Genomic DNA, 22,577 nt, shown 5'->3' with positions numbered 1-22,577 from the left:
TTAGAACCCCCTACAACATAGCAAACTCGAGATCGGGTTAACCGACTCAGAATTGTTCCAAGGAGAGTACATGAAAAATAAGGTACAGCTCATAACTTACGCGAATCGTCTTGGCGATGGTGATCTAGCAAGTCTCACGCGTATTTTGCGCTCCCGTTTTGATGGAGTGTACGAAGGCGTACACATTCTGCCGTTTTATACGCCGTTTGACGGTGCAGATGCTGGTTTTGATCCAATTGACCATACTGCAGTCGATGAGCGATTAGGCGATTGGAATGATATTACAGAGCTCTCCAAAACGCATAACATTATGGCCGATGCGATTGTGAACCATATCAGTTGGCAATCCACACAGTTCAAAGATGTTATGGAACATGGCAGCGATTCTGAGTATTATCCCATGTTCTTAACTATGAGCACGGTATTTCCTCATGGCGCTACAGAGGCTGATTTAGCCAAGATTTATCGACCATATCCAAGCGTGCCATTTAGGATGTATCAGTTTGCAGGTGAAGAGCGTCTTGTCTGGACGACGTTTACGCCACAGCAAGTTGATCTTAATGTGAATTCGTCCCAAGGTTGGGCATATTTAATGTCGATTTTTGACACCATGGCTCAAGCTGGCGTTGATTATATTCGTCTTGACGCTGTTGGCTATGGTGTGAAAGAAGCAGGTACGAGCTGCTTTATGATTCCGGAGACGTTCCGTTTTATTGAACGTCTTCGCGAAGAAGGTTTGAAGCGTGGTCTTGAAATTCTTATTGAGGTTCACTCGTACTACAAGCAACAAATTGCTATCGCTCAGAAAGTGGATCGTGTTTATGATTTCGCGTTGCCGCCATTGTTGTTGCACACGTTATTTACTGGCGATATAGCTGCGCTTGCACATTGGATTGATGTACGTCCGAATAATTCGGTGAATGTGCTCGATACCCATGATGGCATTGGTGTTATTGATATTGGGCCATCTCAGCGAGATCCTTCGCTGACAGGACTCGTCACTACAGAAGACATCAGTAATTTAGTACAGCAAATTGCCATCAACTCACATGGCGAGTCTAAAGCTGCAACAGGTACTGCCGCTGCCAACTTGGATATTTCCCAAGTGAATTGCACATATTATTCAGCACTCGGTTGTGATGATCTCAAGTATTTAGCTGCACGTGCAGTGCAATTCTTCCTACCTGGTGTGCCACAGGTCTACTATGTTGGCGCTTTAGCCGGTGTGAATGACATGGAGCTGCTTAAGCGAACTGGTGCTGGCCGTGACATTAACCGTCACTATTATCCAGTGACGGAAATTGATGAGCAGCTTGAACGCCCTGTAGTACAAGCATTACATGCTCTAGCACGATTCCGTAATGCATCGCCTGCGTTCGATGGAACATTTACTTGGAATCAGCATGACAGCACCATTGCTCTGCAGTGGACCAATGGTGACGATATGGCTCGACTTGAATTTGCCCCAGCATCAGATCACGTCGCAACTCTGACTTGGACTGATGCAGGAGGCACCCATACAACCAGTAATTTGTTGGATCTCGCTCCGGTATATTGCCGTTGAGCCAGCGCCATTGATCAGTTAGGGAACAATCAATATATAGCCAATATGTAGCTCGCGAGTAGGTAATACTGGGCTACCAAACTTTAAGCAACAGCAGATCCGCACTGTGCCATTCGCATCGTGCGGATCTGCTGTTTTGTACCCATGAGGGTCCAAGTTCATCTGTTCTTCATATTCCTTGGTGAGACGGTCATCGTCATCGAATGCGGTAATCGTTATAGACTGGCATTCCCCCTAATTCCTACATACATGGATCAAGAACAAAGTAGTTCGTGATACCAGCAAGATGAGGAAAACGTTGTGGGACCTGAGATAAGGAGGTCTTATGGTGGAACTACAGCGTCAGCCAGCATTGGGTCGTGGCATGCGATCAGCCTCAGCAGATATTGCTGCTTCTGATGCAATGCGAACAGTATTCGATACACGCGATCCTATGGTGTCGGCCGACGGACATCGTCCAAGCAAAATAGAAATTCTGCGACTCGGTATTGGCTTCACGGTTTCGGCAGTGACCTGTGCTATTCCATGGGTTGCATTGAGTTCGATTATTTTGCCGCGCGTACTGGAAATCAATGATCCAACCAGCAAAGTTGCTATGGTTGGCATGATTAACGCAGTCGGCTCGGTTGTGGCATTACTTGCCAATATTGTGTTTGGCACATTTTCTGATGTCACGCGCTCGCGATTTGGCAAGCGCACGCCATGGATTATTGTGGGCGGACTCATTACTGGCGTAGCAATTGGCAGCATTGGTTTTGGCATGCGATCCACGGCAATGATTGTGGTGCTCTGGTGCTTGGCTCAGGCTGGATACAATATGATGCTTGCTCCGTTCGTTGCTACTATGAGCGACCGCGTGCCAGATAAAGTGCGAGGTACAGTTTCGGGATTCTATGGTGCTGGTATTGCAGTTGGCCAGACGCTTGGTTCTCTGGTTGGCGCTGCATTATTGGCACAAGGCGATGCAGGCTTATTCGGCGGCTGGATGATGGGCATGCTCATTTTCGGCCTTATCGGTATTGTCACCGTCATTATTTGGCCTCGTGAGCAGAGCAATCGTAATGAAGTCCGCGTAGTTACCGACGCCAAGTCAATTGTGAGAAGCTTCCGCCCGCCAATGCATGCGCCAGATTTCTACTATGCATTAGTTGGCCGCACGTTAATGATGGGCGGCTATTGGATGATCAACACCTACCAGCTGTATATTGCGCAAGATTATGTGTTCGCCGGCGACCCGAATGCCACAGTAAAGGCCGCAGCAATGATTGCAACAATGGCCGTGATTACCTTGGTTGTTTCGCTGATTGCTGCCGTAACTGCTGGTCCAATAACTGACCGACTTGGCATGCGTAAAACACCAGTGGCATTGGCTTCGTGCCTGTTTGCTGTTGGTGCATTAATGCCATTATTATTCCGTTCGCCGCTGGGCATGTATCTGTTTGCAGGCATCGCAGGCCTCGGTTACGGCGTCTACAACGCCATTGATCAGGCACTGAATGTTGCGGTGCTGCCAAATCCAAAAGAAGCAGGCAAGGACTTGGGCATTCTTAATCTTGCGAATACGCTGTCAACAGTTATCGGCTCTGTACTCACATCAATTGTTGTGAGCATTGTTAAAGGCGCGCTTCATGTTACCGAATCTCCAGCAATTGCCTACGCTTGGGTATTCGGCGTTGCCATTGTGATTGTGCTTGTCGCCGCGTTCTTAACAACGCGTATTAAAAACGTAAGGTAGATTCACGCCGCACAATACGAAAGAACCCTTGAGGCGTATTGCTTCAAGGGTTCTTCTGTTTGGGGTGCCCCCGGCCGGACTCGAACCGGCAACCGACAGATTAGAAGGCTGTTGCTCTATCCGTTGAGCTACGGAGGCTCCATACCGTCAGCGCTCAGCAGTGGTGAGCGCCGCGACGCTACGAATTCTATGGATAATAGACTCGGTTGTCAAACCATAGCGATTATTAAGCTCATTAAGAGGAACACGATCCGTGAACTCCGTATCGCCGCCAACACAGATCACCTGCAGTTGGTGACCCGTTCGCTCGGCAAGACGCTCGGCACTCTGTGCAACCTTCGCACCCCAGCCGCCTTCCAGCTGACCGTCTTCAAGCGTTACCACAATACGGTGCTGTTCCGCTAGCTTGGCGAGTAGCTCTTCATCAACTGCAGAGAACAGTACTGGGTCCACCAGCGTTGCGTGTACTGGGTGCGGGCCTTGAGCCAGCTGCTCAACAACCTCACGTCCCAGCGGCATCGTATTACCAAGCGCCAGAATAGCCACGTCCTGTCCCGCTTGAACAACACGAGAGTGACGATAGTGCAGATCTTGCGTTGCTGCGGTCTCATTGAGCGCTGCAGTAGTTTTCATGATTGCTGCAGCTGCTTCATGGCCAATCATGGCGTCAAGTGTGACCGATGCTGGTAGGCTGTCATCAATTTGATCAGTCAGTGCCTTAAATAGGCCCTGCGCACGATCAGCATCAATAATTTGTGGTCCTGGCACACGAATCATAACAGGGTGCTCATTAGCTGCACTTGTTGACCAAGCCACCATATTCAAGAAGTCTTCGCCACTTGTAGGAGCCAAGCACAACAGACCTGGGATATTGCCAAACATAGCAATATCGAAAGCACCAGAATGCGTATTATCGGTTGCTGAAAGACCTGCGGAGAATTCCAGCAGCGTTACTGGCGTATCGTTCAGCGCCACTTCCTGCTGCAACTGATCCACAGTGCGTTGGAAGAACGTAGCCGAAGTTGCTACTACTGGACGGCCACCAGCCTTAGCAATACCCGAAGCAAAAGTTACAGCATGCTCTTCGGTAATACCTGTATCAACATAATGTGCGCCAGCACGCTTACGGAATTCACGCGTAATACCATTCGAACCAGGCGTTGCAGGGGAGATAACAATCAAGCCAGGCTCATCATCAAAACGCTGCTCGAGCATAGCCATGGCTGCACGGCCATACGTTTTACGAGAGCCCAATGGCGAATGCTCATCACGCAGTGGATTCTGCCAATGGTTTGCTTCACACTGACCACGCTCAATGCCATGCTGTTTATCTTCAGCATCAAGGCCCAATCCCTTGCACGTATGAATATGCAGCACAATTGGATGATCGGTGTCTTTAATAGCGTTCAGTGCTTCGATCATCGCATGAACATTATTGCCTTGTTCTACATAGCGATAATCCAAGCCCAATGCATTAAACAGATTTGGTTGAGCAGTACCATTCGAAGCGCGCAGCTTGGCTAAGCCCGCATACATACCGCCTTGATCTTCAGCAATGCTCATCTCGTTATCGTTGAGCACGATAATAATATTGCCGCCTTGTGCAGCTGCATTATTCAGCCCTTCAAATGCAACAGCAGAGCTTAATGCGCCATCGCCAAGAACAGCCACAACATGATGATGCTGGCCATTCATATCACGCATTTTTGCGAGACCAGTTGCCAAAGAAACAGCAGTGCCAGTATGACCGAGCACAAAAGAGTCATGCTCGGATTCAAGAGGATTCGTAAAACCAGTAACAGAACCGAACTGTTCTGGATCAATATAAGCTTGAGCGCGACCAGTCAACATCTTATGTACATAGGACTGGTGAGAAACGTCGAAAATAATACGATCTTCTGGCGAATGGAAAACGGCATGCAAAGCCACCGTGGCTTCAACAAGGCCAAGATTCGATCCAATATGACCGCCATGGTGCTTACCAAAATGCACAAGTGTGTGGCGGATTTCCGAGCACAGCTGTTCTAACTGGCCTTCGTCGAGTGAACCAACCTGTTCGGGTAGGTGCAGCGTCTCCAGCAAGTCAACAGTCATGAAAGCTAACAATCCTTTGGAATAGAAGAGAATTCATATCAAATGTGCTCATTGAGTCTATCGCACGGGTGTCACTTTGCGGGGGATCCAGTGGTTGTCACTCAATCAGTGAACACAAATCCATGCCCGTATTGCCGTATAGAAAGCAAGCACTGTTATTGCATTGCAAAGCCCTGTACGCTTGGCATACAACAGAAACGTGCGACTCAAGGGGGTCAGCAATGCGAGCAGTGGTAGCAGCAGAAATTAACCCAAATGAACCGTTGGCGGCACTGAGCGTAACGGACATGCCAGAACCGGCAGCGCGGCAGGAATGGGCGAGTATTCGTACGCAAGCTGTAACCGTAAACCACCATGATCTCTGGAGTCTTCAGGGAGTGGGATTGCAGGCCTCTCGACTGCCGATGATCCTCGGTACTGATGTGTGCGGCGTAGTAGAAACAGCATTGGATGGACGCCCTGATTTGCCGGTGGGCAGTGAGGTTGTGGCCTATACCGTTGTTGGACTCAACGGTCAACCGGGCGACGCGAGTGTCGGCACAGAACAGGGTGTTGCATCGGGGGAGCGGCGTTCGATTCTGTCGGAATATTATGCGGGCACGATGGCTGAATATACGAGCGTTCCTGTTGCCAATCTCTTTGCCAAGCCGCAGCATCTCACAGCAGCACAAGCGGCAGCCCTAGGCACCAGCTGGCTAACGGCGTATTCGATGTTATTTACTGCAGCTGGTGTGAAGCCGGGCGATAGCGTATTAATACAAGGTGCTGGTGGCGGTGTTTCTACGGCTGCCGTACAAATGGCACATGCTGCGGGCCTCGAAGTATTCGTGTGTTCGAGAAGCGAGGCAAAGCGCTCGCGGGTTGTGCAACTTGGTGCTGATTGGGCAGGGGAGCCGGGTGAACGCTTGCCACACAAAGTTGATGCAGTGCTTGACTCGGTTGGATCAACAACATGGGCACATTCTGTTCGTTCGGTGCGTCCGGGCGGCACAATCGCTGTTTGTGGCGCAACAACAGGTGATATGCCGGGTGCTGAGTTGACGCGTATTTTCTTCCAAGATCTGCGCGTGCAGGGTGTGACGATGGGATCGCGTGCTGATTTCGCTCGTATGCTGCGTTTTGTTGAGCATCAACGACTGGTGCCCGTTATTGCACAAACATGGACCGTCAACCAAGCACGGCAAGCATTTGTTGCAGTAATGGAAGGAACGCAATTCGGTAAAGCTGCTATTGCATTCTGATTGGCTGCAGTGAGCCGTCATGCACGCTGATTGGTTATTTTTCTGATGTATTGCTTGAGCATGTGTTGTATTGAGATGTATCGATTGCCGATGTATAGCGCAATGAATTGTGAATTATTTGCTCAATACTATCTGGACAGATGACCGCAGAATTTGAACGTTCTACGCTAATGTGAATGAGGTTGGCGCACACCCAATACGGAGGTAATTCATGGATGCCAAGCCCCAAGTTGCAGTGATTATGGGATCAGCCAGTGATTGGGAAACTATGAAGTATGCATGTGCCATGCTTGATCAATTCCAAGTACCGTATCTGAAGCAAGTCGTTTCGGCACATCGAACACCAGAATTAATGGCCGAGTTTGCACATGGTGCACGTGCAGCTGGCATCAAAATTATTATTGCTGGCGCCGGTGGCGCAGCACATTTGCCAGGTATGGTAGCCGCACAAACAACGTTGCCTGTTATTGGTGTTCCAGTGCAGTCTCGTGCATTGTCTGGCTTAGATTCGCTGCTGTCTATTGTGCAGATGCCGGGTGGCATTCCAGTGGCCACAACAGCTATTGGTAAATCGGGTGCAACAAATGCAGGCCTGTTGGCTGTTTCGATGCTGTCGATGAATGATAACGAACTAGCTGACCAGCTCGAGGCGTATCGCGAAGAACTCAAGCAAAAAGTGGAGGCTTCGAATGCCGAGCTTATCTGAGCTGACACAGGGAACAATTCAGTCACTACGTCCGCCAGCAGTTATTGGCATTGTGGGCGGCGGTCAGCTTGGACGCATGATGGCACTATCTGCCAAATATATGGGCTTCCGTATTGCAGTACTCGATCCAACGCCTGATTGCCCAACAGCACAGGTAGCTGATCTGCATATTCAGGCTGACTACGATGATGCCGATGCTCTGCAAGCGCTTGCGGAGCATAGTGATGTGCTGACGTACGAGTTTGAGAATGTTGATGCGGCAACACTTGATGCAGTAAGCGATATTGTCGCTGTGCCTCAGGGTACGGAATTGTTGCGCGTGACTCAGAATCGTATTGCTGAGAAAACATTTATTAACGAGCATGGCATAGAAACTGCGCATTGGCGACCAGTGGAATCTAGGGATGAGCTGGAACAAGCGTTACGTGAGTTGGGTTACCCAGCAGTATTAAAAACGGCTGAGGGTGGTTATGACGGCCATGGTCAGATTGTGCTGAAGAGGGATAAGGATCTGGAGCTTGTGTGGCCAGATGAAGAGTTTCCTCCATCCATTCTTGAATCGTTCGTTGATTTTGCGTTTGAAGCTTCAATTCTGGTCTGTGGCAATGGCTCAGGATATGTAACGTTCCCGCTTGTGCGCAATATTCATCGCAACAATATTTTGCATATGACGGTGGCTCCTGCACAGGTGGATGCAGTTCTTGCTGAACGTGCGCGTGATCTTGCCTTGTGTTTAGCCGAAGGATTTAGTTTGGCTGGCATCTTGGCCATTGAATTATTCGTTACGCATGATGGTCGATTAATTGTGAATGAGCTAGCACCCCGTCCACATAATTCAGGGCATTACACAATTGAAGCGTGCTCATTTGATCAGTTCGATTTACATATCCGAGGTATCGCTGGTTTACCACTGCCAGAACCGCAGTTATTAAGCCCAGCAGTGATGGTCAATGTGCTTGGCCAGCATGTTGAATCAGTACAGGAGCGCGCTTTACAAGAGCCTCAGTGGCATGTGCATGATTATGGCAAAGCACAAGCAAAAGTGAACCGAAAAATGGGTCACGTTACAGTACTCTGCAAAAAACCTGACGAAATGGTCCGAATGCTTGAATATTTAGGTATTTGGCATTAATAATCGTTCTAGCATGTATTGCATGGAGTACAACCTCAACCTTAAGGACGATCTTAAGGTGAGGACCTAGCCGTTACGAGGTAGGAATGGAGGCGTAATAACTATGGTCCAAAGGCAAACAAAACAGCGTGATGCTTTGCTCGCACAGATGCGCAAGAACGATCGCTTTATTTCGGCACAGATTCTGCACCAGCAGTTGCTGCAGGAAGGCGAAAAAATTGGTCTGGCAACTGTGTATCGTCAGCTCAATTCGCTGGTTCAAGAAGGCGCTGCTGATACTGTGCGTTTGGGCGATGAACAGTTGTTCCGCCTGTGCCGTGGCAACGGTCATCACCATCACATTATCTGTCGTAACTGTGGCCGCACTGTAGAAATCGAGCCACCAAGCGATGCATGGCTTGGCACTATTGCACAGAAGACGGGCTACACAATTGAATCGCACACCTTCGAAGTGTTCGGTTTGTGCCCATCCTGCCAGAAGGCTTAAGTACCACGTAAAAAATCCCTGATCTGCACGTAAGCGGATCAGGGATTTTTGTTTGCTGTGCTACATCATTTGCTGTGCTACATCATTTGCTGTGCTGAATCAACAGCAATAGGATTCAGCACAGCAATGGAATTGCGCTTACTTCAGCGACGCCAGCATCGATGGAATCTGGCTGGCCTTCAAACCTGGCAAATATGCACGCAGAATGGCAATACCAATATTCGGCAGAGCAGCAGAATCGGCATAGCACAAATACACTGGATGACTCGTTGGCTGGAACTTCTTCTTGAAGTTGTACAGCGACCTGAAACCATAAGCAGGCTCGAGCATATTGGCAACAAGACCCAGCGAATGCTGCAGCATTGTTGTGCCGTTAATATTCGAATCATCATCGCTCGTAGCATCAGCAGGCGTATCCAAACCAGTCAAAGGAGCACCAGACAGGCTGACGAATTCAATAGCCTCATCTGGATTCTGCTCATCCCAGTCGTGCATACGCTGAGCCATACGAGCAATCAGCAGCTCCATAATGCCATTTGGTGAATCGGTACGGTGACGCATAAAGTCAAGCGTCCAACCAATAACACGACCATCACGGTAAGTAGGAAGCCAGCTCGTCACGCCTTGCACAACGCCATCTGGATCAATGCAGTAGAGAATAGCAACGCGTGGATCCTTGAGCTCTTCAACGCCACCAAGCGTGAACTTCATCTCTGGTAATTCCTTGCCAGAGCTCCACTGTTCAGAAATCTCAACAATCTGTTCCTGAACATCGGCGCTGCACTCTTCCCACGTGGTCAGCTCATCAACAATGCCTTGACGCTTGGCCTTATTAATAGCAGTACGAATATCCTGCCACTTCTTGCCAGTTGTCTTCCACGTCTTAGGATCAATAACCATCTCTTCAGCAACTTTGAGCGAATGCCAGCCCTGAGCTGCAAGATGATCACGAGCCTCCTGATGCACCGAGTAGAACACAGGCGTCCACGACTGTTCGGAACTTGCCCTCGAGAACTCATCCAAATCAGCCATCCACTCTTCTGGATCGCCAAAAGGACCAGTGCAAGTCAGTGCAATACCATTCAAGTGCTGATAAGCCACAGCAGAACGGCGGCTTGCCGATAGCCAGTATTCGTTACCCGTCCACGTAGCCATGAAGCTCATCGATTCACCGCCACGCTGCACCAGCGACTCAGCCAAATCACGCGTCTTCTTATCGGACTGCGTAGCAGAACGCATCCAGCGCGCTGCTGCAATAACCAACACAATCCAGAAGGCCACACCAACAATTTGGTATACGAACGACGCCACACCAGACACAGGAATGAATGCCATGCGCGTGTGAGTCAGGAATCCTAATGGAACAAAGCGGCCTGGCAATTCAGCAACGAGCATGCCGAACGTTGGGCGAGGATAGAACGTCTGTGGGAACAGCAGACCGTAAGCCAAGTACACAGCCGAGCACACCACAAACGTAGTCACTACAGTCAACGCACCCCAGCGCAGTGATGCACGGTCCGTATGAATGTTGAAGTGACGCATCTCAAGAATCAAAGCCACGGCAAAAGCAAGCGGAACAAGCGTATTCACAATGCAGTTGTTCCAAGCCACAGCAGTCATATGAATCGTGCTTGCACCCATCGAGAATGGAGCCAGCAGATAGTAGTAGAGCGTAGCAATCGAGGCGAAACCGTTAAGTGCCACAGCGAACCAAGCTGCTGCACGACGACCCTTGAGCAAGCCCCAAGACAGAATCAGCAGCACAACCAAAGGCAGCACTGAGCGCAGCACATTGCCCGGCATAGACGAACGAATGATTTCGAACTGCGTCATGCAGCCCTTAACCTGCGTGCCATCCAAGCACTTGCGCAGCAGATCCTCATTAGGATCATCCTGATTCATCAGCAGTGGCATAGCAGTCAGTGGACCAGCGTGCGAATGCGTAGTCAGCGCAACAATTGGACCCAGCGAAAGCACAACACCAATTGCACAGAAAATGCGGCGCACTTCGTAGCTCGACGAATGCTGCCAGTGCCACTGGTTGTGTTCTTTTGGAGCACCAGCCGAAACGCGGCCTAGAATCTGGCCAATAATAGCGGCCAGCAGCGTGCAGTAATTACCTGGATTACCGCCGTACAGCAGCACAACAAGAATTGCAGCATAGCCAATAATGCGAATGCGGCGGCGCCACAGCTGACCGGCATATGCCGAAGCGGCCATAAGCGTACCAATAACAAGCACAATTGGATTCAAGGAGAATCGGATGTGCTCAACGTTGGCAGCATCGCCCAGCATCAGCGAGACAAGACCGCACAGCGTCAAACCGAAAATCGAACCCACAATAGTGGAGACCAGCGCAACAATAATCGTGCGGGCACGGCCCAGTAATGGTTCAGCAATGCACAGCACGAGCAGCATGAGCAGTGCATAAATAATCATTGAGAACATACTGCGCGTCAAAATCAGCGACGGCAGCAAGTGCAGCACATTGAAGTCAGTCAGATCAGTAGACAGACGCAGCAATGGCAGCGGCTTGCGATGCATAACATATGAGGCAAGCCAAATAATGTTAATGCACAGGAATCCTGCGGTAGTCCACAGTGCAAAAGCCTGCTCATGCGACCACTGACGCAAATCAGCAAGCAACTGCAAGCTCGCAGGACTGCGACGTTTAGCGTTCTGAGCTACGCGCTTTTCAGACCTCTTACGCTGCTTATCATGCGCACTTTGTGGCATCGTTTCAGGAACAATAGCGGGGCTATCGTCCTGTGTCTTTGTGTTCGTCTCTTGGCCGCTATCGGTCATTGACGTTCCTCCAGTGCTGGATAGTCGGTGATAGGAGCAGCATGGTCTCCTAATCCTTGTTGAGTTGCAATCCAAGGTAATGCCCAAGCAAATACCTGATTGACGGCCTTCCACGTATGACCAGCATCGCGTGAAATAAGTTCAGTTACATGTACGCCAGATTCGCGTGCTACTCGACCAATCGTAATCATATTGTTGATCGATTCGGCATCTTCTGCGCCTGCACCAATAATAAGTGTCTGCTCTGGCGTGGCATGCCTACGGAATGCATTTGTAGGAATCTGACGCTCGAATGCGGCACGGTCGCCAGCAAAGTCCTGCGCAACCATCTTTTCTACAGTGCCATTTGTTGGCTCAAGTTCAGTATCAACAGGCACCATATAACTGAACAAGTTAGGATGATTTGGTCCTAACTGCACAGCGCACGTGCCACCCTGCGAGAAGCCGCCAATAGTCCACTGTGAAGCCGCGTCTTCTACAGGCAGATGCTGCTTAATCCAATTTGGCACATCAACCGTTAAATAGGTTTCAGCCTTGCCATGCGTAGCAGTATCGGCACACAAACTATTGATCTGGTCCGAGCCGTTCTGGTCTGGCGAAACAACAATTGGAGCCATACCATAATGGTCCTTGGCATATTGCTCAAGCAGGCTCACCGTATTACTGGCCTGGAAATAACGACCAGGGCTACCAGGGTTGCCAGCAAGCATAACCATAACAGGCAGTTTTGGTGGGCGAGCAGCAAATGCTGCAGGTGGCAGCCACACAATTGCCTTACGTGCGTGGAAGCCAGAAGCAGTGTTTGGAATGTTCACCGTATAGCGGCGGCCTTCATCTGGATAATGCTGACCGCGGCCCGAAGCATGCTCCTGCTTCCATTCCTCAACGCTAATAGCCTGATTAACGCGAAGGTCGGCAGAGGAGAAGTTCAAACTATCGTCATAGTTAAAAATTGAGCCGATAGTTTTGTACTCGCCATAAATCATGTTGACGCCCATAGCCGTCGTCAGCAGGCTAACCACAACGAGCAAAGCAGCGAAAATCTTGCGCCAGCGACGAGCAAAAATCAGTGCTGCAACACCAAAACCGACAACGCCTAGGCCAAGGCCGATCGTACGAATAACTTCCCAGCCCAAGCTCACGCCGAACGCATTAATTACTTCCGACAGGAACGCAGCAATGCCGAAACCAACGAGGCCAGTAATAACAGCGATAATGAGCTCGAGCACCAAACGATGGCGAGGGGAGCGGTACTTCTTATGGTGTGGCGTATTCGACTCATGAGCTGCCTGAACAGCTACCGCGTCACGAGTACCGCGGCCGAGCTGCGTCACAATAAGCAGCACAACAAGGCCTACGCATAGCCAGAACAGCAGCGCAGGCAGCCATCCGTCAGTGATATGCACGCTATAAAAAGCGTTCACTCTATCCTCCAAACGCCTGCAATCGTTACGAGCCAGCCACCAACAACGGTGACTGGCTCGTAATCGTCGTTAAACTCCAAAGCAACTCTGTAGAGCAGTTTCTCAGTTGATTTCTACAGTAGTGAATATCAATTACTGTAGTGAAGTCTGACTCATTTCACTCGAAGATCATGAATTTTTAGTATTCGGCAAATTCATGAAGTTCGTATCCTTCAAATAATGGTTGCCAGCCGTAATGTCGTACTGAATGAGCTCATAATCATGCAGCAGCTCACGTGTATCCTTCGACATATCGGCAACACTCATTGGATCACCCTTGCTATTCAGATAAATAGCCTGGCCCTCAGGAATTCGATCCCATCCCTGAATCTTATTAACCACAGGTGGCTCCATAGCCGCAATATGCTGGTGCATACGCGTCAGGAACGCAATGAATGGCGAAACCTTCGAATCAGTCTGCTGGGCAACCTGCTCGATGAAGAAGTTAGGCGACGAATACACATTCGTATCCGCAGGAATATCCTGAATTGGCTCACCCTTCACTTCGCTAGCCTTATTCGACCAAATGAAGTAATCAGTCAGGTGCAAGTCAATTGAGTTCTTCTCATCCTTACTAGCCGTCTTATAAATACCTGGCAAGTGGTCTCCATAGAACACAACGGTTACTGGCTTGTTGACCTGATCTAGCTGCTTCAAGAAGTCCATCGTGGCGTCATCGGTGTATTCCATGCCCTTGGAATAGGTCTCGATGTCTTCACGTTCGCTATCCGTCAGCTTTTCCGAGCCAGCCTTATTTGTGGTCTTGAACTCGTTGTTCTTGTACCAGTGCTTGTACGGCATGTGGTTCTGCATAGTGATGAGCTGAATGAACTGGCTGTTATTCGTAGACTCAACCTGTTCCAGCGTGCTCTTGTATGCAGCCTCATCAGAAACGTATGGCGAATCGTCAATATGATCCTGATGTGAGATCTTATCCTCACCAGACAGCGTGTAGAAGTGCGAGAACTTCATCTTCTTATAGTTCTGCGCACGTGAGTACATCGAGGCTTCATATGGGTGCAAACCAATGGAGTTCTTTGGGTTACCCCACATCTGGTTAATCGATGGCACCCAGCTTGCGCCTGGCAGCATCTGCTGATAAGGGCTCGTCAACGACGCATCGAAATTGCACATCGACATGCCCGTCAGGCCCATATATTCAAGGTTTGCCGTGCCGCCACCGTAGCCGCTCGACAACATCAAGCCGCTGGTCGTCTCACCCTTGAGCGCACGAATCTGTGGCATTGGATCCTTGTTCAGCTTCACGCCCGGCACTCGCGTTGGGTCAGAGAACGACTCCGACAGCACATAAATAACCGTGTTGTTCGTCAGATTTTCGCTGCGCTTTGTATTGATTTTTGTGGCGACTTCGCTATAGCGCTTAGCTACGTCGTTCATCGTCTGCTCACTATAATCATCAGGCATTTGCATGATGGTTGGGTGAATCTGACGCAAGAACGACACAATTGGACCGTTACGCTGCGCATCGTAGACACCATCCCACATGCTTGGCGTATCACCCATAGCACGTGAAACCTTGTATGCCCAAGAGTCCACATTGCCAACCTGCATGACGTAGAAGTACAGACCACTCACTGGCAGAATCGTCAACAGAATACGAGCAATAGCAGCTAACGACTTCGTAGCAGCAGTGCGACCGCGAACCATAGAACCATGGCGACCATCAAAGTGGTTGAGCACAATGCACAGCACAATAATGGCGACCAAAACAATAACGGCCATAGTAATAAGGAATGCAGAGCCGGTTGGAATAAAGCCTGCAATTGATTCCGCATCACTATGCAAGAAGTTCAGATCAGATGGAAGTAATGGCTCAGTACGAACTTCAATTTTGAGTCGATTAACCACTGCATAAATAATGGCCACTGACGTCAAAATAGGTGTAGCAATCCAGAACCTATTCGTCAGCATCAACAGGGCCAAATAAATAAGGCCAATAATAAGGACATTAAACAGGAAGACGAAATTACCTTTGCCCATCTTCATAATCATGTCGAGCAAAGAGACACGATTCAGAGAGTCATTCGTCGTTGGTGCTGAAACGCCCCACTGCACAATAGCGAGCGTAACGAGATCAAACACAATGAACAGCACGGCATACAGCCAGCCTGGGAATGGGCGATGCTGCTTATGTGCGCGCTTATGTTTGTACTCACTCTTGCGACGCTTCTTAACTGGTGCAGCCTTGACCTTGTCTGTGCTCGTAGCGCTGCTCGTCTGAGCATCTTCAGTGTCAGCTGCATCATCATGCACTACTGGTGCTGCAGCAGGATCAGGTGCGTGGAATGGATCTGGCTGATGACGCATCTGAATGAATAGCTCTTCAATAGGTTCGAGTTGCGGTTGCTGCGAAGGCTGCTGGGGTTGTTCAGGCCTCTTCGATTCCATATACTCGCCGTTCTCCCTACTCTTATCCATATATGTGTTCGGATCTTGATGCATGATGACCTATTTTTGAACGCATAAATCAGGCTTCAGTCTGAATGCGTAATACGTGGGGCACCGCATTGATTTCCGAACGACGGCTCAGTGCGGATTCGTCGGAAATAATAAAAATTCAAACAACACTATTCTCCTTTAGAAGCCGACATCGAGAGATGCACGGCGAAAAAATAGGGGAATGAACGGTGAATTTCAATCAAATATGAAGCGAGCATTGGGTGTGCGCCCTCCTGAATCCATTTGGTAAAGGTAAAACGATTTAGCTAAGAAAAGAAACCTGTTTTTAAGGGGGTATAATTCGACACTTTCCGGCGTGTCGAGACATATAGTTGAGTCGGAAGAGAAAGTGCGAGTCCAAGGGAGGACCCATGTCGGAGAAGATTATCCTTGATTGCGATCCTGGTCATGATGACGCTGTTGCCATCTTGCTTGCTGTTGCAAATCCAAACATTGATTTGCTCGGTGTGACCACTATCGGTGGAAATGCATCTCTGGAAAAGGTTACGTACAACGCACGTGCATGCCTCGAGCAGTACGGCGCAACTGATATTCCAGTCCACGCAGGCTGCGATCGTCCACTGGTTCACCCACTTGAGGTGGCTGACTACGTGCACGGTGCTACGGGTCTTGATGGCACTGAGCTGCCAGAGCCTACGCGTCCACTCGATGAAGGTCACGCTGTCAACTGGATTATTGACACGATTATGAACAATGAGCCAGGCACGATTACGCTCGTGCCAACGGGCCCACTGACGAACATTGCAATGGCTATGCGTATGGAGCCACGCATTGTTGAGCGCGTCAAGCAGGTTGTGCTCATGGGCGGCGGTTACCACACGGGTAACTGGAGCGCCGTTGCTGAGTTCAATGTGAAGACGGATCCAGAAGCTGCACACATGGTGTTTGCTGAGAAGGGTTGGAAGGTCACGATGATCGGCCTCGACCTGACGCACCAGGCACTGTGCACGCCAGAAGTGCAGTCCAAGATTGATGAGATTGGTACGCCAACCTCGAAGTTCGTGTCTGAACTTATGGACTTCTTCCGTAAGTCTTATCAGGATGCTGAAGAGTTCGTTGATCCACCAGTCCACGATCCATGCACCGTTGCTTACCTGATCGATCCAAGCGTCATCACGACGCGTCGCGCTCCTGTCGAGGTGGAGCTGCGTGGCGATCTGACCGTTGGCATGACGGTTGCTGATCTTCGTGGTCTTGAGCCATCCGAGGAAGAGTGCAACACGCAGGTTGCTGTGAAGCTTGACTTCGAGAAGTTCTGGAACCTCGTTATTGATGCTGTGAAGCGCGTTGAAGATATCAAGGCTGCTCAGGAGAGCGGCGTGTCCCTGCGTGCATGATTCGCAACGCATTGCATGCAGCAGAATTTGCGCTTCGGAATGGAATAGGTTCCAAATAGCAATATGAGGAATATAGGTACGAAGTAGCAGAGGCTGTATTACAGAGGCTGGTCATAGTAGGTACTGTGGCCAGCCTCTTTTGTATTCGTTAACGTTTGCGTCGTTGCGGTGTTGTAGATATCCCATGTTCGTGTGCTTCGGGTTCGTGTGCAATTCGCTCGGATGTGCGACGTAGCTGCACTTGAAGGCGGTGTTTGTGTGCAGTTTGCTCAGGTACCCGACGAGGTTGCATTCCAAGGGTGTAAATCGTTCGTTTTGCTTGCTTCATGTGCGTTTTGGTCGTTAACCCGACGAAATTGCACGTGAAGGTGGTGTTCGTGTGCAGTTTGCTCAGGTACCCGACGAGGTTGCATTCCAAGGGTGAAAATCGTTCGTTTTGCTTGCTTCAAGTGCGTTTTGGTCGCTAACCCGACGGAATTGCACGTAAAGGTGGTGTTCACGTGCAGATTGCTCGAGTATCCGACATAACGGCACATGAAGAGTTCAAACAACGCATTTTGCGTGCTTTATGTGCATTTTCGTCGCTAACCCGATGGAATTGCACTCGAAGGTATTGTTCCCGTGCAAATTCCTCGGGTACCTGACCCTGCTGCACATAAGGCAGTAGCTGAAACTATTCGAGACTATAACTGCAGTGGATTCTGAATGGAGAAGTAGATCCTGCACTAAAGAGGATTGGTACTGAGCTCTCAGGTGAGAATGAAGTGCATGTGTTATGCCTGAACATAGCAGTTGCCAAAGCAAGAGCAACATGATGAATGAGGCATAATGAGCGACGAAACCGTTAATTCTACGAATGCTATGAGCGAGACGCAGAGCACCGAGACTTCAACTCCTGAAGATCCATCGATGCAGACCATCACGATTGAAACTCCTGCTGGTGTGATGAGCAATCATGAGTTTGGTATGGTCTTTGCAGCAGCTCAAGGTTGGGCTCAGTTATATATGCATGCACTTGGTAAGAGCAGTACGGAACATTTGAAGTCTCCGATTGTGCAGCGCGTATTCGCTCAGCTCGCTATGCATAGCGAAAGCGATGAAGTACAGACGATTGAGTCGCTCAGTGTGCAGCTTCCTGACGAAGTTGAAGATATTGAGCCAGCTGTACAAACGTTGCAGGATCTTAGTCTGGTTGAACAACGATCTTCGAATAATGCCGATGGCAATGCTGTGGTGCTGACCGAACAGGGAACTATTGAGGCGCAGCAATATGTGGCTCGTATGCTGCATTCGATTGGCGACTATTTGCGTCATATGTCATCTCCTGGCCGTGAATGGTTCGTTCGCGTGGCTGAAGAGAGCCTTGATATGCAGCACAAGTACCCAGCTCAGTAACAACAAAGCCCTGCACTCGACTCCCGAATAATGTTTGGATGATTATCGGGGAACTTACGAGTACAGGGCAAAATTGTTGTAGGAGCTGCTGGTGCAGAAAAGGAACGGCAATCAATTGCGCATTGCTTGTGCCGCCAATTCTTATGCTGTTAATTCTTGTGTTGCTGAGCTTCGCTGGCAGCCAGCATTTGCTCAAACATAGAAGCGGTTTGCTTGAAATCACTTGGCAGCACAACCGTGGAGGACTTACCCTCGCGAGCAAATTCGCTCATCATATCGGTCCACTGTGTAAACGTGAACAGCTCATTAGCTTCACCAGTTGTTACACCGGCCTCCTGAATTGTTGACAGCGAGTCCTTAATACCTTCGGCAATAGCCTTACGCTGATCAGCAATACCGCGGCCAGCTTCTTTCATAGCGTCTGCTCGAGCTGTTGCCTCGGTTACTACGCGAATCTTCTCAGCTTCAGCACGCGACTGCGTAGCGATCTTCTCACGCTCGGCAGCATTAATCGAATTCATTGCTTCTTCAACATCACGAGGTAGACCAATTGACTGAATCAGTGTGCCAACAACTTCGTAACCGTACTGGATCATGTGGCTGGCAACCTGCTGACGTACGTTCTCAGCAATAGCATCCTTCTCATCAAACACTGAATCCAAGTTGAACTGAGGTACTGTGGAGCGCAAAGCATCAATAATGTAGCTCTTCATCTGATCCTCTGGATCGGCCAGTGCATAGTAGCTGCGATAAATGCCGCTATCCATAATGTTTCTGCCAGGCTGCTGCGAAACGCGATACTGCACAGCTACAGTCATGGTGATTGTGACGTTGTCCTTCGTTTTTGCAGACAGATCGAATTTATCCTGCAATGTACGCAGCTCAACGCGCTTAGCAATTCGGTCAATAACAGGAATGCGAGCGTGAATACCTGCTCCAACAATGCGGCGGAATCGACCAAATCGCTCAATAATATATACAGTCTGCTGCTGCACAACAAAAATCGATGCACTGAGCAACCAGATCAGAAGCAGAAGAACAATGATGGCCATAATTAGAGCCGCCATAATGAATCCTTTCCTAAAGAGGCTCACTCCGTTGTAGCCAACCTCGCATCTCACAATATGGGATTTTGGGAGTGAAGGGGGTTCCTATCTCAACTCCCGGAACGGAACCGAAATATGACGGATATCGGAAAATGCAGGCTCTGTTGTGAACAGCGAAAGCCGTTACGGAGTAATGAATCCGCAACGGCTTTCGTAGTGTCATCTCGTTTACGTGCGAGAGATAAGTACTTCTATTCCACTCGTGTGCGAAAAGGTTACGTTTTCTATTTCGCTTACGTGTGGGTGAGAAGTTTTGCTTCATCTCACTTATGTGTGGTGAGAAGTTTTTTAGTACTGCATATCGCTTATGTGCGGCGGAACAGCGAAGTGTGCTGAACCATGCGTAGCAGCGATTAGTTGTTGAGTGCTTTGGCACCGATGTCGTGTCGGTAGAACATGCCTGGCACTTCGTCTGGAATCAGTTCGTAGACTTTGCGCTGTGCTTCGGCAAGCGTTGGCGCTTTGGTTTGTACGAACATAACGCGACCAGAGCTGCCGATTAAACCAGTTTCGTTAACTTCGGTATCGCACTCATCATCATCTTCTGATGCTGAGGCAACACCTGCGTAGTAGACGTGTGAATCTGCATCGAGTGTGATGTTTGGTACAGCAGCACCTTTTATAACGTGGTCTGGGTAGCCATCGGAGGCAAGTACCACACCCAGTGTTGCTGCATGAGTATCCCAAGTGAAGTCTGGTTCTTTACCAACGAGCAGATCATTAATAGCCATAGCAAAGTCACTTTGAAGCAGTGGCAGCACCACTTCGGTTTCTGGATCACCAAAGCGAGCGTTGAACTCAATAACCTTTGGACCATCTGCGGTGGCAATTAAACCAGCATAGAGAATGCCAGTAAATGGAATGCCATCATCGGCCATAGCTTGCACCGTTGGTTCAACAATTGTGGCAATTGCTTGATCAATAACTGACTGAGGAATCTGAGGTACAGGGGAATAGGCACCCATACCGCCGGTATTCGGTCCCTGATCACCGTCATAAGCACGCTTATGATCCTGTGAAATTGGCATAGGCCAGAAGCGAGTGCCATTCACAAAGCTCATCAATGAGAATTCTTGACCTTCAAGGAATTCTTCAATAACTACTTTGGCGCCAGCTGCGCCGAATTTATGATCAAGGAAAATGTCTTCAAGAGCAGCAATAGCCGTTGGTTCATCCATAGCCACGGTAACGCCTTTTCCTGCAGCAAGACCATCGGCCTTAATAACAATTGGAGCACCCTGCTCGTGTACATAAGCTACGGCGGAATCGAGATCGGCAAAAGTCTTATATGCAGCAGTTGGAATATGGTGACGTGCCATAAGCTGCTTTGCAAAATCTTTGGAGCCCTCAATCTGAGCAGCTTGCTTGGTAGGGCCGAATGCAGGAATACCAGCTTCTGCTAGTGCATCTACAATGCCTTCCATCAATGGTACTTCAGGACCAATGAATACCCAGTCATAATGATTCGACTGTACGAATTCAATGATGCTGGCTTGGTTCTTGGAATTGAGATTAACAATACGTAATCCATCGCGTTCCATACCAGGGTTGCCCGGTACAACAGCGACTTCATTCACATGTTCAGAAGCAAGCAAAGTGCTAGCAATAACATGTTCGCGAGCTCCAGAACCGATGACAAGAATCTTCATGGGATAGTTCCAATCCGTCGGGTAGAAGGTAGTCGATACACGATTTAACGAGAAAACATCACGCTATGCAGCCGGATGCATAGATATTGAGATGATCGAACAACTGTGATGAAGAAAGAAGCCTCATCACAGTTGCACACAGTGTAGCGCAAGAAGTGTTGTGCAAGAACGTGCATCACAACATTTCATAGCAACAAATATTGCAGTGGATACACGTTCCATGGCAAAACTCAGACGAACTCCACATCATCACCGGTTTTGGCAATGACTTCGCCAATGCGGTAGGCCTGCTCATGATTGCTTTCTAGCAGTGCCAGTACTTCATCAGCCTGCTGTGCTGGAACGGCAACAACCATGCCAATGCCCATATTGAAAATGTTGAACATTTCCATATGATCAATCGAACCAGCTCGTTCAATAACATCAAAAATAGGCAGCACAGGCCACGAGCCAAGTTCAATGCGTACGGCTAGACCATCAGGAATCATACGAGGAATATTCTCGATGAAACCGCCACCCGTAATATGGGCAACACCATGTACAACGCCAGCCTTAAATAGTGGAGCCAGCGCCTTGACATAAATCGTTGTAGGCGTGAGCAGTACATCGCCAAGTTTCTGGCCATCGAGCTCAGCCAGTTCCGTATCAACGGTGTAACCGGCTTGCTCAAACAGAGCCTTACGAACGAGCGAGAAACCATTTGAGTGCACACCAGAACTTGGCAAACCAATCAGCACATCGCCAGCCTGAATAGTAGAACCATCTACAATCTGCGAACGTTCAGCCACACCAACGGCAAAACCTGCAAGATCGTATTCGTCGATGTCATACATACCTGGCATTTCAGCAGTTTCACCACCGATGAGCCCAGCGCCAGCTTGTACACAGCCATCGGCAACACCAGCCACAACCTGTTCAAGCACTGCTGGATCATTCTTGCCGCAAGCAATGTAATCGAGGAAGAACAATGGCTGAGCACCCTGTGCTGCAATATCGTTCACGCACATAGCCACGCAATCAATGCCAATCGTATTGTGCTGATGCATGAGCTGCGCAATAACGAGCTTTGTACCCACACCATCGGTACCAGAAATCAGCACAGGCTCTTGGTAGCCAAGCGAGGCGAGATCAAAAAGACCGCCGAAACCGCCAATGCCACCCATAACGCCCGGGCGTTCAGTGCGCTTAACGTGCTGCTTAATTCGCTTAACAACTTCGTATCCTGCTTCAACGCTGACTCCAGCATTTTCGTAGGCTTGAGGCATGTTAGGCCCTTTCTGGCAGTAATCCGCCGATGTGGTTCTTTTGTTGAGTACGTATGGTTCTTGGCTTATTAAAAATGAATTGCTATGGATCAGTTACAGAAATGCAAAAATCAATAT

The 22,577-nt window shown here is 49.2% G+C and carries 15 protein-coding genes and 1 tRNA gene; 8 read left to right on the top strand and 8 right to left on the bottom strand.

What is annotated here, in order from left to right:
* Positions 1 to 70 precede the first annotated feature (70 nt).
* Positions 71 to 1,564, top strand: a complete 1,494-nt coding sequence (gene gtfA / locus D2E26_RS04500; RefSeq protein WP_125963521.1) for a sucrose phosphorylase — start codon at positions 71 to 73, stop codon at positions 1,562 to 1,564.
* Between the two features lie 325 nt (positions 1,565 to 1,889).
* A complete protein-coding gene (locus D2E26_RS04495; RefSeq protein ID WP_125963520.1) occupies positions 1,890 to 3,299 on the top strand; it encodes an MFS transporter in 1,410 nt (469 codons plus the stop codon).
* A 65-nt stretch (positions 3,300 to 3,364) separates the two neighbouring features.
* Here the strand turns inward: D2E26_RS04495 and D2E26_RS04490 are convergent.
* Together D2E26_RS04490 and D2E26_RS04485 are read right to left on the bottom strand one after the other, a co-directional pair.
* Positions 3,365 to 3,437 (bottom strand) — tRNA-Arg (locus D2E26_RS04490).
* Between the two features lie 9 nt (positions 3,438 to 3,446).
* Positions 3,447 to 5,393, bottom strand: coding sequence for a 1-deoxy-D-xylulose-5-phosphate synthase (locus D2E26_RS04485; protein ID WP_125963519.1), 1,947 nt, complete (start codon positions 5,391 to 5,393; stop codon positions 3,447 to 3,449).
* 221 nt (positions 5,394 to 5,614) lie between these two features.
* Here D2E26_RS04485 and D2E26_RS04480 point away from each other — a divergent pair, with 221 nt between their 5' ends.
* From D2E26_RS04480 to D2E26_RS04465, 4 genes are all read left to right on the top strand, one after another.
* Positions 5,615 to 6,634 carry a zinc-binding dehydrogenase gene (locus D2E26_RS04480; protein WP_125963518.1) on the top strand — a complete coding sequence of 340 codons (1,020 nt, stop codon included), beginning with the start codon at positions 5,615 to 5,617 and terminating at the stop codon, positions 6,632 to 6,634.
* A gap of 211 nt (positions 6,635 to 6,845) precedes the next feature.
* Positions 6,846 to 7,340 (top strand): 5-(carboxyamino)imidazole ribonucleotide mutase, encoded by a 495-nt coding sequence (gene purE, locus D2E26_RS04475; RefSeq protein ID WP_125963517.1) that lies wholly within the window; start codon positions 6,846 to 6,848, stop codon positions 7,338 to 7,340.
* Positions 7,324 to 8,472 (top strand): 5-(carboxyamino)imidazole ribonucleotide synthase, encoded by a 1,149-nt coding sequence (purK, locus tag D2E26_RS04470; protein WP_125963516.1) that lies wholly within the window; start codon positions 7,324 to 7,326, stop codon positions 8,470 to 8,472. Before purE ends, purK begins: the two co-directional genes overlap by 17 nt.
* A gap of 103 nt (positions 8,473 to 8,575) precedes the next feature.
* Complete coding sequence (locus tag D2E26_RS04465) at positions 8,576 to 8,959, top strand: Fur family transcriptional regulator (protein ID WP_125963515.1); 384 nt, start codon at positions 8,576 to 8,578, stop codon at positions 8,957 to 8,959.
* Positions 8,960 to 9,097: 138 nt separating this feature from the next.
* Here D2E26_RS04465 and D2E26_RS04460 read toward each other — a convergent pair whose 3' ends face one another.
* From D2E26_RS04460 to D2E26_RS04450, 3 genes are all read right to left on the bottom strand, one after another.
* Positions 9,098 to 11,764 (bottom strand): bifunctional lysylphosphatidylglycerol flippase/synthetase MprF, encoded by a 2,667-nt coding sequence (locus tag D2E26_RS04460; protein ID WP_125963514.1) that lies wholly within the window; start codon positions 11,762 to 11,764, stop codon positions 9,098 to 9,100.
* Entirely contained in the window at positions 11,761 to 13,170 is a 1,410-nt protein-coding gene (locus tag D2E26_RS04455; RefSeq protein ID WP_241218873.1) for an alpha/beta hydrolase, read from the bottom strand. Before D2E26_RS04455 ends, D2E26_RS04460 begins: the two co-directional genes overlap by 4 nt.
* Positions 13,171 to 13,356: 186 nt before the next feature.
* A complete protein-coding gene (locus D2E26_RS04450; protein WP_241218872.1) occupies positions 13,357 to 15,636 on the bottom strand; it encodes an LTA synthase family protein in 2,280 nt (759 codons plus the stop codon).
* 422 nt (positions 15,637 to 16,058) lie between these two features.
* On the opposite strand from D2E26_RS04450, the gene uriH reads away from it, so the two are divergent.
* Both uriH and D2E26_RS04440 read left to right on the top strand, forming a co-directional pair.
* Positions 16,059 to 17,045, top strand: coding sequence for a uridine-preferring nucleoside hydrolase UriH (uriH, locus tag D2E26_RS04445; protein WP_125963512.1), 987 nt, complete (start codon positions 16,059 to 16,061; stop codon positions 17,043 to 17,045).
* 828 nt (positions 17,046 to 17,873) lie between these two features.
* Positions 17,874 to 18,440 (top strand): hypothetical protein, encoded by a 567-nt coding sequence (locus D2E26_RS04440; protein WP_125963511.1) that lies wholly within the window; start codon positions 17,874 to 17,876, stop codon positions 18,438 to 18,440.
* Positions 18,441 to 18,589: 149 nt separating this feature from the next.
* Here the strand turns inward: D2E26_RS04440 and D2E26_RS04435 are convergent, their stop codons facing one another.
* The 3 genes from D2E26_RS04435 to purM form a co-directional block, all read right to left on the bottom strand.
* Complete coding sequence (locus tag D2E26_RS04435) at positions 18,590 to 19,507, bottom strand: SPFH domain-containing protein (RefSeq protein WP_125963510.1); 918 nt, start codon at positions 19,505 to 19,507, stop codon at positions 18,590 to 18,592.
* 392 nt (positions 19,508 to 19,899) lie between these two features.
* Positions 19,900 to 21,195, bottom strand: a complete 1,296-nt coding sequence (gene purD, locus D2E26_RS04430) for a phosphoribosylamine--glycine ligase (RefSeq protein ID WP_125963509.1) — start codon at positions 21,193 to 21,195, stop codon at positions 19,900 to 19,902.
* A gap of 230 nt (positions 21,196 to 21,425) precedes the next feature.
* A complete protein-coding gene (purM, locus tag D2E26_RS04425) occupies positions 21,426 to 22,460 on the bottom strand; it encodes a phosphoribosylformylglycinamidine cyclo-ligase (protein WP_125963508.1) in 1,035 nt (344 codons plus the stop codon).
* Positions 22,461 to 22,577: the final 117 nt, after the last annotated feature.

This window comes from Bifidobacterium dolichotidis (assembly GCF_003951975.1).
Classification (GTDB): Bacteria; Actinomycetota; Actinomycetes; order Actinomycetales; family Bifidobacteriaceae; genus Bifidobacterium; species Bifidobacterium dolichotidis.
This window is presented reverse-complemented; position numbering and strand designations above follow the sequence as displayed.

What these genes read in the sequence shown, in the direction of transcription:
- purD (WP_125963509.1), bottom strand. Translation starts at nt 21,195, where the DNA reads ATGAAGATTCTTGTCATCGGTTCTGGAGCTCGCGAACATGTTATTGCT.
- purK (WP_125963516.1), top strand. Translation starts at nt 7,324, where the DNA reads ATGCCGAGCTTATCTGAGCTGACACAGGGAACAATTCAGTCACTACGT.
- uriH (WP_125963512.1), top strand. Translation starts at nt 16,059, where the DNA reads ATGTCGGAGAAGATTATCCTTGATTGCGATCCTGGTCATGATGACGCT.
- D2E26_RS04440 (WP_125963511.1), top strand. Translation starts at nt 17,874, where the DNA reads ATGAGCGACGAAACCGTTAATTCTACGAATGCTATGAGCGAGACGCAG.
- D2E26_RS04480 (WP_125963518.1), top strand. Translation starts at nt 5,615, where the DNA reads ATGCGAGCAGTGGTAGCAGCAGAAATTAACCCAAATGAACCGTTGGCG.
- D2E26_RS04465 (WP_125963515.1), top strand. Translation starts at nt 8,576, where the DNA reads ATGGTCCAAAGGCAAACAAAACAGCGTGATGCTTTGCTCGCACAGATG.
- D2E26_RS04435 (WP_125963510.1), bottom strand. Translation starts at nt 19,507, where the DNA reads ATGGCGGCTCTAATTATGGCCATCATTGTTCTTCTGCTTCTGATCTGG.
- D2E26_RS04485 (WP_125963519.1), bottom strand. Translation starts at nt 5,393, where the DNA reads ATGACTGTTGACTTGCTGGAGACGCTGCACCTACCCGAACAGGTTGGT.
- D2E26_RS04495 (WP_125963520.1), top strand. Translation starts at nt 1,890, where the DNA reads ATGGTGGAACTACAGCGTCAGCCAGCATTGGGTCGTGGCATGCGATCA.
- D2E26_RS04450 (WP_241218872.1), bottom strand. Translation starts at nt 15,636, where the DNA reads ATGGAATCGAAGAGGCCTGAACAACCCCAGCAGCCTTCGCAGCAACCG.
- purM (WP_125963508.1), bottom strand. Translation starts at nt 22,460, where the DNA reads ATGCCTCAAGCCTACGAAAATGCTGGAGTCAGCGTTGAAGCAGGATAC.
- gtfA (WP_125963521.1), top strand. Translation starts at nt 71, where the DNA reads ATGAAAAATAAGGTACAGCTCATAACTTACGCGAATCGTCTTGGCGAT.
- purE (WP_125963517.1), top strand. Translation starts at nt 6,846, where the DNA reads ATGGATGCCAAGCCCCAAGTTGCAGTGATTATGGGATCAGCCAGTGAT.
- D2E26_RS04460 (WP_125963514.1), bottom strand. Translation starts at nt 11,764, where the DNA reads ATGACCGATAGCGGCCAAGAGACGAACACAAAGACACAGGACGATAGC.